Source organism: Leptolyngbya sp. KIOST-1 (genome assembly GCF_000763385.1).
GTDB lineage: Bacteria > Cyanobacteriota > Cyanobacteriia > Phormidesmidales > Phormidesmidaceae > Nodosilinea.
Genome location: NZ_JQFA01000001.1, coordinates 1 through 10901 on the forward strand (window position 1 = coordinate 1; position 10901 = coordinate 10901).

Sequence of the window (10901 nt, forward strand, 5' to 3'; positions counted from 1 at the left end):
TCGAAAATTCCGACAGTGTTTCCGACATACTGATTTCAGAGGGTTTCAGCGATTCCGACGTGGGGAGTAGTGCGATCGCGGCCCCTGCTATCGAAAATTCCGACAGCGTTTCCGACATACTGATTTCAGGGGGTTTCAGCGATTTTGACGACATTTCCGACATAGAGGATCGGGTCTTATGTCGGAATCCGGTTGCGATCGCCGACTGTGCTTCCGACATAGCCAATTCTCGACGTTCTAGCGATTTCTGGTCAGAGTGCGGCCCCTACACCAGCAAGGGCAAAACCTACTACCGCTATCGCTGGGGTAGGGGCTGGAAGCTTGAAGGCGTGCGTCACATCCCCGGCGGGGCGCTGACTAGGTTAGTAGTGGCCAACCGAGCCTACCGGGTTCACCAGGCGGTTCACGTCGAGAGGCGATCGCACGCTGATGTACTGGCGATGATCGACGGCTGGCGGGCCGGGCGGCGGGCTAATCGTCGAAAATGACCACGATCGCCACGGTGGCCACCGCCACCGCCAGCAGCCGGGCCGCTACGCCCATCGCGGTGGTGGGGTTGGTCAGCCAGAGCAGGGCGATCGCGGCTGTGTCTGCCCAACCTTTGGGCGGTGCTGGTGGGGGCTGCTGGTGGGGACGATAGTCAAGGGGGACGGTATCGGCCACGGTGGCCGGGCCTTCGTCGTCGTCGCCGATAGTATCCTGTTCGTCTTCCACCAGGCGGATCGGGTTCGGCCCCAGCCAGAGAGTATCTCCGTGGTGCTGGATCTCAAGGCTCCAGAGGTGCCCCCCGAAGCGCTCAGCGACCCCAGCAGCCCCTTTGTGTCGCCTGAGGCCGAAGATACCCTGCCGGTGGAGCTAGCGCCCAAACAGACCGATGAGCAAGAGGTGTTTGAGCCCCAGCCCGAGCTGCTGACCGTCCCAGAAGACAAGGGCAACGAACCGGTTGCACCCTCGGCATCCCCTGTCTCGCCCGAGGCCGGTGACGACTCTGCCGTGCCGCCGGAGATGGAGGTGGAGTTTAACGAAGAACTGCTGGAGTGGGGACCGAAGCTAGCCCCCGAGCAGCGCGAGTTTCAGCCCGTACCGCCCCAGCGATCGGGGGGAACAGGGGCTCATACCGAAATCTCGACCATCTCGACGCCCCAGCATAACCTGGGCCGTGAGGAGTCCGTTGCGGCTCTGCTCCCACCGCCAAAATCGGTGGAAAAGGCCCTGGCGACACCCGACTGGGCCGATCCAGTGCCCGCCAGCCCGGTCAGCGTTGCCCCAGCGGCAGCGACGTCGGAGGCGGCCCCTGCTGCTGTCGATTGACCCACCGCCTGAGATAGAGAGCGGCACTGCTGAACAGGGCTATGCAGCAAAGATTCAACCGCTCCCCTAGGGGCAAACGGCCGTTTGCCCTAACCAATTCATGCCTAAACTCCCTAATGCCCAATGCCCTTTTGCCCTGATGCCGGAAACCCGCTGCCTCAAACCGTCCTGGGCGAACGGGGCTCGTGGTAACGTCTAGGCATACTGCCGCTGAGGTGCCTTTGTGTTTGCCGTTGCCCTAAACGCAGATTCCCCGTCCACCTACCTGCTGACGGATACCGACGCCGACGCCCGCCTGGAGCTGGTGCCCGATCGCGGCGGTTTGGCCACCCGCTGGCAGATAGGGGGCCAGGATATTTTTTATTTTGATCGCGATCGCTTTGCCAACCCCGAACTCTCAGTGCGGGGCGGGATTCCCATCCTGTTCCCGATCTGCGGCAACCTGCCCGACCACCAGTACCGCCTGGGCGATCGCACCTACAGCCTCAAGCAGCACGGCTTTGCCCGCGATCTGCCCTGGCGGGTCACCCACCAGGACGTCACCGAGGCCGCCAGCCTCACCCTGGAACTGACCAGCAGCGAGACCACCCTGGCCCAGTACCCCTTTGAGTTCAGGCTGGCGTTTACCTTACGGCTGCGGGGCCACAGCCTGGAGCTACAGCAGCGGTTCACCAACCTGTCGACCCAGTCGATGCCCTTTTCCACCGGACTGCACCCTTGGCCTCATCCCACTTCGATAAGCCGCTAAAGTCCCCCGTGGTGCTGGATCTCAAGGCTCCAGAGGTGCCCCCCGAAGCGCTCAGCGACCCCAGCAGCCCCTTTGTGTCGCCTGAGGCCGAAGATACCCTGCCGGTGGAGCTAGCGCCCAAACAGACCGATGAGCAAGAGGTGTTTGAGCCCCAGCCCGAGCTGCTGACCGTCCCAGAAGACAAGGGCAACGAACCGGTTGCACCCTCGGCATCCCCTGTCTCGCCCGAGGCCGGTGACGACTCTGCCGTGCCGCCGGAGATGGAGGTGGAGTTTAACGAAGAACTGCTGGAGTGGGGACCGAAGCTAGCCCCCGAGCAGCGCGAGTTTCAGCCCGTACCGCCCCAGCGATCGGGGGGAACAGGGGCTCATACCGAAATCTCGACCATCTCGACGCCCCAGCATAACCTGGGCCGTGAGGAGTCCGTTGCGGCTCTGCTCCCACCGCCAAAATCGGTGGAAAAGGCCCTGGCGACACCCGACTGGGCCGATCCAGTGCCCGCCAGCCCGGTCAGCGTTGCCCCAGCGGCAGCGACGTCGGAGGCGGCCCCTGCTGCTGTCGATTGACCCACCGCCTGAGATAGAGAGCGGCACTGCTGAACAGGGCTATGCAGCAAAGATTCAACCGCTCCCCTAGGGGCAAACGGCCGTTTGCCCTAACCAATTCATGCCTAAACTCCCTAATGCCCAATGCCCTTTTGCCCTGATGCCGGAAACCCGCTGCCTCAAACCGTCCTGGGCGAACGGGGCTCGTGGTAACGTCTAGGCATACTGCCGCTGAGGTGCCTTTGTGTTTGCCGTTGCCCTAAACGCAGATTCCCCGTCCACCTACCTGCTGACGGATACCGACGCCGACGCCCGCCTGGAGCTGGTGCCCGATCGCGGCGGTTTGGCCACCCGCTGGCAGATAGGGGGCCAGGATATTTTTTATTTTGATCGCGATCGCTTTGCCAACCCCGAACTCTCAGTGCGGGGCGGGATTCCCATCCTGTTCCCGATCTGCGGCAACCTGCCCGACCACCAGTACCGCCTGGGCGATCGCACCTACAGCCTCAAGCAGCACGGCTTTGCCCGCGATCTGCCCTGGCGGGTCACCCACCAGGACGTCACCGAGGCCGCCAGCCTCACCCTGGAACTGACCAGCAGCGAGACCACCCTGGCCCAGTACCCCTTTGAGTTCAGGCTGGCGTTTACCTTACGGCTGCGGGGCCACAGCCTGGAGCTACAGCAGCGGTTCACCAACCTGTCGACCCAGTCGATGCCCTTTTCCACCGGACTGCACCCTTGGCCTCATCCCACTTCGATAAGCCGCTAAAGTCCCCCGTGGTGCTGGATCTCAAGGCTCCAGAGGTGCCCCCCGAAGCGCTCAGCGACCCCAGCAGCCCCTTTGTGTCGCCTGAGGCCGAAGATACCCTGCCGGTGGAGCTAGCGCCCAAACAGACCGATGAGCAAGAGGTGTTTGAGCCCCAGCCCGAGCTGCTGACCGTCCCAGAAGACAAGGGCAACGAACCGGTTGCACCCTCGGCATCCCCTGTCTCGCCCGAGGCCGGTGACGACTCTGCCGTGCCGCCGGAGATGGAGGTGGAGTTTAACGAAGAACTGCTGGAGTGGGGACCGAAGCTAGCCCCCGAGCAGCGCGAGTTTCAGCCCGTACCGCCCCAGCGATCGGGGGGAACAGGGGCTCATACCGAAATCTCGACCATCTCGACGCCCCAGCATAACCTGGGCCGTGAGGAGTCCGTTGCGGCTCTGCTCCCACCGCCAAAATCGGTGGAAAAGGCCCTGGCGACACCCGACTGGGCCGATCCAGTGCCCGCCAGCCCGGTCAGCGTTGCCCCAGCGGCAGCGACGTCGGAGGCGGCCCCTGCTGCTGTCGATTGACCCACCGCCTGAGATAGAGAGCGGCACTGCTGAACAGGGCTATGCAGCAAAGATTCAACCGCTCCCCTAGGGGCAAACGGCCGTTTGCCCTAACCAATTCATGCCTAAACTCCCTAATGCCCAATGCCCTTTTGCCCTGATGCCGGAAACCCGCTGCCTCAAACCGTCCTGGGCGAACGGGGCTCGTGGTAACGTCTAGGCATACTGCCGCTGAGGTGCCTTTGTGTTTGCCGTTGCCCTAAACGCAGATTCCCCGTCCACCTACCTGCTGACGGATACCGACGCCGACGCCCGCCTGGAGCTGGTGCCCGATCGCGGCGGTTTGGCCACCCGCTGGCAGATAGGGGGCCAGGATATTTTTTATTTTGATCGCGATCGCTTTGCCAACCCCGAACTCTCAGTGCGGGGCGGGATTCCCATCCTGTTCCCGATCTGCGGCAACCTGCCCGACCACCAGTACCGCCTGGGCGATCGCACCTACAGCCTCAAGCAGCACGGCTTTGCCCGCGATCTGCCCTGGCGGGTCACCCACCAGGACGTCACCGAGGCCGCCAGCCTCACCCTGGAACTGACCAGCAGCGAGACCACCCTGGCCCAGTACCCCTTTGAGTTCAGGCTGGCGTTTACCTTACGGCTGCGGGGCCACAGCCTGGAGCTACAGCAGCGGTTCACCAACCTGTCGACCCAGTCGATGCCCTTTTCCACCGGACTGCACCCTTGGCCTCATCCCACTTCGATAAGCCGCTAAAGTCCCCCGTGGTGCTGGATCTCAAGGCTCCAGAGGTGCCCCCCGAAGCGCTCAGCGACCCCAGCAGCCCCTTTGTGTCGCCTGAGGCCGAAGATACCCTGCCGGTGGAGCTAGCGCCCAAACAGACCGATGAGCAAGAGGTGTTTGAGCCCCAGCCCGAGCTGCTGACCGTCCCAGAAGACAAGGGCAACGAACCGGTTGCACCCTCGGCATCCCCTGTCTCGCCCGAGGCCGGTGACGACTCTGCCGTGCCGCCGGAGATGGAGGTGGAGTTTAACGAAGAACTGCTGGAGTGGGGACCGAAGCTAGCCCCCGAGCAGCGCGAGTTTCAGCCCGTACCGCCCCAGCGATCGGGGGGAACAGGGGCTCATACCGAAATCTCGACCATCTCGACGCCCCAGCATAACCTGGGCCGTGAGGAGTCCGTTGCGGCTCTGCTCCCACCGCCAAAATCGGTGGAAAAGGCCCTGGCGACACCCGACTGGGCCGATCCAGTGCCCGCCAGCCCGGTCAGCGTTGCCCCAGCGGCAGCGACGTCGGAGGCGGCCCCTGCTGCTGTCGATTGACCCACCGCCTGAGATAGAGAGCGGCACTGCTGAACAGGGCTATGCAGCAAAGATTCAACCGCTCCCCTAGGGGCAAACGGCCGTTTGCCCTAACCAATTCATGCCTAAACTCCCTAATGCCCAATGCCCTTTTGCCCTGATGCCGGAAACCCGCTGCCTCAAACCGTCCTGGGCGAACGGGGCTCGTGGTAACGTCTAGGCATACTGCCGCTGAGGTGCCTTTGTGTTTGCCGTTGCCCTAAACGCAGATTCCCCGTCCACCTACCTGCTGACGGATACCGACGCCGACGCCCGCCTGGAGCTGGTGCCCGATCGCGGCGGTTTGGCCACCCGCTGGCAGATAGGGGGCCAGGATATTTTTTATTTTGATCGCGATCGCTTTGCCAACCCCGAACTCTCAGTGCGGGGCGGGATTCCCATCCTGTTCCCGATCTGCGGCAACCTGCCCGACCACCAGTACCGCCTGGGCGATCGCACCTACAGCCTCAAGCAGCACGGCTTTGCCCGCGATCTGCCCTGGCGGGTCACCCACCAGGACGTCACCGAGGCCGCCAGCCTCACCCTGGAACTGACCAGCAGCGAGACCACCCTGGCCCAGTACCCCTTTGAGTTCAGGCTGGCGTTTACCTTACGGCTGCGGGGCCACAGCCTGGAGCTACAGCAGCGGTTCACCAACCTGTCGACCCAGTCGATGCCCTTTTCCACCGGACTGCACCCTTATTTTCTAGTCAAAGATAAATCTCAGCTGACGTTTGAGATTCCCTCAACGGAGTTTCGCAACCACCTGACTGGCGGGGTAGAGCGCTTTGATGGCCAATTCGACTTCGACCAGGCCGAGATCGATCTGGCCTTTCAAGGGCTGACGGCGACGACCGCCACGGTCACCGATCGCAACCTGGGGCGACAGCTCACCCTCTCCTGGAGCGCCGACTACACCAAGCTGGTGTTCTGGACCGTGCAGGGCAAAGACTACTACTGCCTGGAACCCTGGACGGCCCCTCGCAATGCCCTGAACACGGGCGAAAACTTGTCCATCATTGACCCCCAGCAGAGCCTGGAAACTACGGTTCAGATGGCGATCGCTTTCCTGTAGTACCGCCGTCTCCTGCGGTTCTGGCTGACCAAATTCGGGGATCGCCCGGCTTGGAGTGATCCCGGACGACAGTCAGGAGGCAATGAGATCCGTTAAAATGTGCTTCGGCCTGGAGGGATTTACCCACCGAGGCTGCTTCCCTGCACCGTAGCTGGTTCTATGACCCAACTCAACAACGGCATCACGCTATTTTTTAGCCTGCTGGTCGAAGCCATGCCCTTTCTGCTGCTGGGGGTGATTTTTTCCAGCGTGCTGCTGCTGTTTGTCGATGAGCAAAAGCTGCTGGCGATGATGCCCAAAAACCCAGTCCTGGCGGCTTTGGCAGGTGGCTTGATTGGCTTTATGTTTCCGGTGTGCGAGTGCGGCAACATTCCGGTAGCCCGACGGCTGCTCACCAAGGGGGCCCCCACGGCGGTCGCGATTGGGTATCTGCTGGCCGCGCCCACGGTGAACCCGATCGTGTTTTGGGCCACCTGGATTGCCTTCCGCGACCAGCCCGAAATCGTGTTTTTGCGGGTGATTTTCACCCTGATTGTGGCGGTGACCATCGCCTTGATCTTCAGCACCCAGGCCGATGTGCGGCCTTTTCTGCAGGACAACCTGACCCGCGCCATGGGCCCGGAGCCTGCCGTCGAGACGGTGGCGGCTCCCGAGGTGTCACCGCTGCTCAAGTCGGGCACCTTTTTGATGCAGTCGCCGGGACAGGTGCTGCAGCTCGATGCCCCCCCGGCCCAGGTGCTGGCCCAGGTGGCGGCCGCCCCGCCGCTGGTGGACCGACTGCGGATGATGGTTGACAACATGGTGCTGGAGCTGCGGGAGTTGGGCGCCGTGCTGGTGATCGGTAGCGCGATCGCCGCCTTCGTGCAGGTGGCCGTGCCGCGGGAGATGACCGTTGACTTGTATTATTCTGAGCGATTTGGTCGGGCACTAAGGCGGGTAAACCCTCCACTCCGATCGCTCGTTTGATTTTTTCCAGTTCAGCCAACAGATTTGCCAACTCTGCGGCTTGGGCCGATTGACCCGCCAGCAGGGGCGCGTTACACCGGCAGCCGGTGTCTGGTGGATTAGGCACGGGTGGGGTTGGGGTGTTGGGAGGTGCCTGTGTGAAACCGCCTGGGGTAGTGGGATTTTCGACTTTGCCAGTATTGGCCGTGAGAATGGTGGGGATGGCGGGAATAGCCAGGGCGGGAATAGCCAGCAGAGGAGCTAAGGCGGGGTCGCGCAAGCTCTCTAGAAATGACTCCTCACCGGGCCTTAGATAACCGCCGTTTGGCAGCTTGACGGTGTTGGGACTGTTAACCGGGCTGGAAACGGTGTAGCCGGTATCGGTGCCGGTGACGATGGTGCCGCCGGGCAGTCGAACCGTTTCCCCTGGGCTGAGATTGGGAAGGCGATCGCGGGCCGGAGTCGGTGCCGGGGCACCGGCAGGGGTGTTGCTCGGGGTGGCCGCCGGTGCTGCGGTTGGGTCAGGGTTGGCCGTGGGAGTGGTCACCGGCGCCGGAGTGATCAGCGGATCAGCGGCGGGTAGGACTGTGGCTGGTACGGGGGCAGCTGGCGCAGCGGCGGAGGCAGCTGCGGGGCGGATTGCCGGAGTGAGAGCGGGGGTATTCGCCGGGGCGGGGGCCGATGACGGAGCAACGGTCGCCGGTGTGGCAGGTCTGGACAGGGCAGTGGTCGGGTTGTAGGGGTCGCGTTGAGGGCGATCGGTGGGGCGGTTGGGTGGTTGAGAGTTGGTGCCGGGTGTCGAATAATCCGGAGTGTTGCAGCTTGCAATGGTGATGTTTACACCACCGCCGGGACCATTCCAATTCAGGTTGCGCCAAACTGTCATAGTTTGAATTGGGGCGTCAGGCGTTGCCTGGTACTGAATATTCCCGCTCAAAAAAAAGTTATTGTCGGCCCTGAAGAAAATTTCCGGGTTTAGAACTTTGCCGCAGATGGTTGTAGGGATACCGTTTGAGCCGCTGGGACGATGGAAAAAGCTGCCTAAATTAGCGGGCCAGCTTAGACCGTTTGTTGCCGGTTGAGGTAAGCCATCCTCCGGTTGGGCGATCGCGGGCCCGGCTACATCGTCCCCCTGCAGGAACCCATCATATGTAGCATTGCCGAACAGGCGGCGTCACCCACCAGGACGTCACCGAGGCCGCCAGCCTCACCCTGGAACTGACCAGCAGCGAGACCACCCTGGCCCAGTACCCCTTTGAGTTCAGGCTGGCGTTTACCTTACGGCTGCGGGGCCACAGCCTGGAGCTACAGCAGCGGTTCACCAACCTGTCGACCCAGTCGATGCCCTTTTCCACCGGACTGCACCCTTGGCCTCATCCCACTTCGATAAGCCGCTAAAGTCCCCCGTGGTGCTGGATCTCAAGGCTCCAGAGGTGCCCCCCGAAGCGCTCAGCGACCCCAGCAGCCCCTTTGTGTCGCCTGAGGCCGAAGATACCCTGCCGGTGGAGCTAGCGCCCAAACAGACCGATGAGCAAGAGGTGTTTGAGCCCCAGCCCGAGCTGCTGACCGTCCCAGAAGACAAGGGCAACGAACCGGTTGCACCCTCGGCATCCCCTGTCTCGCCCGAGGCCGGTGACGACTCTGCCGTGCCGCCGGAGATGGAGGTGGAGTTTAACGAAGAACTGCTGGAGTGGGGACCGAAGCTAGCCCCCGAGCAGCGCGAGTTTCAGCCCGTACCGCCCCAGCGATCGGGGGGAACAGGGGCTCATACCGAAATCTCGACCATCTCGACGCCCCAGCATAACCTGGGCCGTGAGGAGTCCGTTGCGGCTCTGCTCCCACCGCCAAAATCGGTGGAAAAGGCCCTGGCGACACCCGACTGGGCCGATCCAGTGCCCGCCAGCCCGGTCAGCGTTGCCCCAGCGGCAGCGACGTCGGAGGCGGCCCCTGCTGCTGTCGATTGACCCACCGCCTGAGATAGAGAGCGGCACTGCTGAACAGGGCTATGCAGCAAAGATTCAACCGCTCCCCTAGGGGCAAACGGCCGTTTGCCCTAACCAATTCATGCCTAAACGGGCAAAGGTAAACTGAAAACTCACTTCTTCCCAGGCCTCTTCCCCCACTTCTCTCAGAACGTGGGCGGCCAGGCGTTCATCAAAGGCCATTAGGGAGGTAGCCGGAACGATGCCGCAGGCAAAGTAACCGATCGCGCTGCCGACTGTGCCACCAGCAATGCCCCCAAAGGAGTTCCACCGCTGCTGCGCCATGCGGTCTAGGTTGTCGTCGGGGATATTCCAGTCAAAGTAGTACAACTCAATGGCGGCATTGGTAAAGACGCTCCACAGCCCGGTCAGGCTCCACAGCATGGAGGGAATTTGGGCCAGCACGGCCCCTACCAGAAAGCCGCGAATGTTGCCCCAGGTTAGGGCCTTGATCACCCGCCCGGCTGCGTCGCGGAGGTTGTCTAGCAGAGTCTGTCCAGCGGACTGGACCCGGTTCAGTAGGTTGCCGCGACGGCTATAAAGCTGGTCTACTCGCAGAGTTAAGGGCATGATCAATCATTGTTCCCTGGGTTGGGGTTGAGGTCTTTAATTACAGGGCGTTCGCTGCTATCGCGGCCGTAGGGGGTTCGGTCTTTGGTCAGGTCGCTAAAACCTTTCTGGACGGCCTCTAGATACTCTTTCCAGTCGGATTCCTTCCCTTTGGGGGGAGTTTCGGCCAGGTCGTCAACAAACCCGCTTTGGTCTTTGACAATTTTGTCGACCTGGGTTTTAAAGTCGCCTTTGGTGTCGAGCTTGCGCCAGAACACGGCGCGAATGATGGCAGCGGCGTGAAGGAGTTCAGCGAAGATCTGTTTCATGTCCTGGCCGTCGGTGTTGGCCCAGCCTTTGATTTTGGCGCTGCTCTCCTGTAATAGGCCCTCGCCGGGGTCTTTGCCGGGGGTGTAGGCCAAAGGCATGTTTACGGCGGTGGGGCGGGCCTCATAGCCTAAGAACTCGGCGTTGCCTTTGGCGATCAGCCCCGCCAAGTGGGCCTGTTGGGTGGCGCTGCCCGCCTGGGCCAGGGCGCGGGAGCTGGTATTCAAAATCTGAGCAGCGGTCACCTGTTGGCTGATCATCATGCCCATAATCTCGGCGACTGCTTCGCTCATGTTGGGCACACCCAGGGTTTGGTTGGGGCCGCCAGGAATAGGAACGGGGATCTCCATGGGCCATTTCCCAACTACCCCATCAAGCTGCTGAACCTGCCAGAGATGCAGCTCGGCCAGGCTGCTGATTGACCGTTGACTTGTATTATTCTGAGCGATTTGGTCGGGCACTAAGGCGGGTAAACCCTCCACTCCGATCGCTCGTTTGATTTTTTCCAGTTCAGCCAACAGATTTGCCAACTCTGCGGCTTGGGCCGATTGACCCGCCAGCAGGGGCGCGTTACACCGGCAGCCGGTGTCTGGTGGATTAGGCACGGGTGGGGTTGGGGTGTTGGGAGGTGCCTGTGTGAAACCGCCTGGGGTAGTGGGATTTTCGACTTTGCCAGTATTGGCCGTGAGAATGGTGGGGAGGGCGGGAATAGCCAGGGCGGGAATAGCCAGCAGAGGAGCTAAGGCGGGGTC

At 62.2% G+C, this 10901-nt stretch carries 16 protein-coding genes; 13 read left to right on the top strand and 3 right to left on the bottom strand.

Annotated features, from left to right (window positions below; genetic code table 11):
* Nucleotides 1–488, top strand: a 488-nt coding sequence (locus tag NF78_RS00005; protein ID WP_035984207.1) for a hypothetical protein, incomplete at its 5' end; no start/stop codon positions are given.
* On the opposite strand, the gene NF78_RS00010 is transcribed toward NF78_RS00005, so the two are convergent.
* A complete protein-coding gene (locus NF78_RS00010) occupies nucleotides 472–714 on the bottom strand; it encodes a hypothetical protein (protein WP_035984209.1) in 243 nt (80 codons plus the stop codon). The genes NF78_RS00005 and NF78_RS00010 overlap by 17 nt on opposite strands.
* Before the next feature lie 39 nt (nucleotides 715–753).
* Between NF78_RS00010 and NF78_RS00015 the strand changes: the two genes are divergently transcribed.
* The 12 genes from NF78_RS00015 to NF78_RS00065 all read left to right on the top strand — a co-directional run bounded on the left by NF78_RS00015 (nucleotide 754) and on the right by NF78_RS00065 (nucleotide 9255).
* On the top strand, nucleotides 754–1311 hold the full coding sequence (locus NF78_RS00015; RefSeq protein WP_035984210.1) for a hypothetical protein: 558 nt from the start codon (nucleotides 754–756) through the stop codon (nucleotides 1309–1311).
* A 223-nt stretch (nucleotides 1312–1534) separates the two neighbouring features.
* Nucleotides 1535–2059 carry a hypothetical protein gene (locus tag NF78_RS00020; protein WP_225885180.1) on the top strand — a complete coding sequence of 175 codons (525 nt, stop codon included), beginning with the start codon at nucleotides 1535–1537 and terminating at the stop codon, nucleotides 2057–2059.
* Nucleotides 2029–2625, top strand: a complete 597-nt coding sequence (locus NF78_RS00025; protein ID WP_156119568.1) for a hypothetical protein — start codon at nucleotides 2029–2031, stop codon at nucleotides 2623–2625. Before NF78_RS00020 ends, NF78_RS00025 begins: the two co-directional genes overlap by 31 nt.
* Before the next feature lie 223 nt (nucleotides 2626–2848).
* Entirely contained in the window at nucleotides 2849–3373 is a 525-nt protein-coding gene (locus NF78_RS00030) for a hypothetical protein (protein ID WP_225885180.1), read from the top strand.
* Nucleotides 3343–3939: a hypothetical protein gene (locus tag NF78_RS00035; RefSeq protein WP_156119568.1), complete on the top strand. Its 597-nt coding sequence runs from the start codon at nucleotides 3343–3345 to the stop codon at nucleotides 3937–3939. Before NF78_RS00030 ends, NF78_RS00035 begins: the two co-directional genes overlap by 31 nt.
* Nucleotides 3940–4162: 223 nt before the next feature.
* Complete coding sequence (locus tag NF78_RS00040; RefSeq protein WP_225885180.1) at nucleotides 4163–4687, top strand: hypothetical protein; 525 nt, start codon at nucleotides 4163–4165, stop codon at nucleotides 4685–4687.
* Entirely contained in the window at nucleotides 4657–5253 is a 597-nt protein-coding gene (locus tag NF78_RS00045; protein ID WP_156119568.1) for a hypothetical protein, read from the top strand. The genes NF78_RS00040 and NF78_RS00045 overlap by 31 nt, the downstream gene beginning before the upstream one ends.
* 223 nt (nucleotides 5254–5476) lie before the next feature.
* Nucleotides 5477–6346: an aldose epimerase gene (locus NF78_RS00050; protein WP_035984211.1), complete on the top strand. Its 870-nt coding sequence runs from the start codon at nucleotides 5477–5479 to the stop codon at nucleotides 6344–6346.
* A 159-nt stretch (nucleotides 6347–6505) separates the two neighbouring features.
* On the top strand, nucleotides 6506–7312 hold the full coding sequence (locus NF78_RS00055) for a permease (RefSeq protein ID WP_263970513.1): 807 nt from the start codon (nucleotides 6506–6508) through the stop codon (nucleotides 7310–7312).
* A gap of 362 nt (nucleotides 7313–7674) precedes the next feature.
* A complete protein-coding gene (locus NF78_RS00060) occupies nucleotides 7675–8031 on the top strand; it encodes a hypothetical protein (RefSeq protein ID WP_156119569.1) in 357 nt (118 codons plus the stop codon).
* Between the two features lie 499 nt (nucleotides 8032–8530).
* Nucleotides 8531–8689: a hypothetical protein gene (locus NF78_RS33290; RefSeq protein ID WP_263970514.1), complete on the top strand. Its 159-nt coding sequence runs from the start codon at nucleotides 8531–8533 to the stop codon at nucleotides 8687–8689.
* Nucleotides 8659–9255 carry a hypothetical protein gene (locus NF78_RS00065; RefSeq protein ID WP_156119568.1) on the top strand — a complete coding sequence of 199 codons (597 nt, stop codon included), beginning with the start codon at nucleotides 8659–8661 and terminating at the stop codon, nucleotides 9253–9255. The genes NF78_RS33290 and NF78_RS00065 overlap by 31 nt, the downstream gene beginning before the upstream one ends.
* A gap of 66 nt (nucleotides 9256–9321) precedes the next feature.
* Here the strand turns inward: NF78_RS00065 and NF78_RS00070 are convergent, their stop codons facing one another.
* Together NF78_RS00070 and NF78_RS00075 are read right to left on the bottom strand one after the other, a co-directional pair.
* Nucleotides 9322–9843 carry a hypothetical protein gene (locus NF78_RS00070; RefSeq protein WP_035984213.1) on the bottom strand — a complete coding sequence of 174 codons (522 nt, stop codon included), beginning with the start codon at nucleotides 9841–9843 and terminating at the stop codon, nucleotides 9322–9324.
* 2 nt (nucleotides 9844–9845) lie between these two features.
* The coding region (locus NF78_RS00075) for a hypothetical protein (protein WP_035984214.1) at nucleotides 9846–10901 on the bottom strand (1056 nt) is incomplete at its 5' end.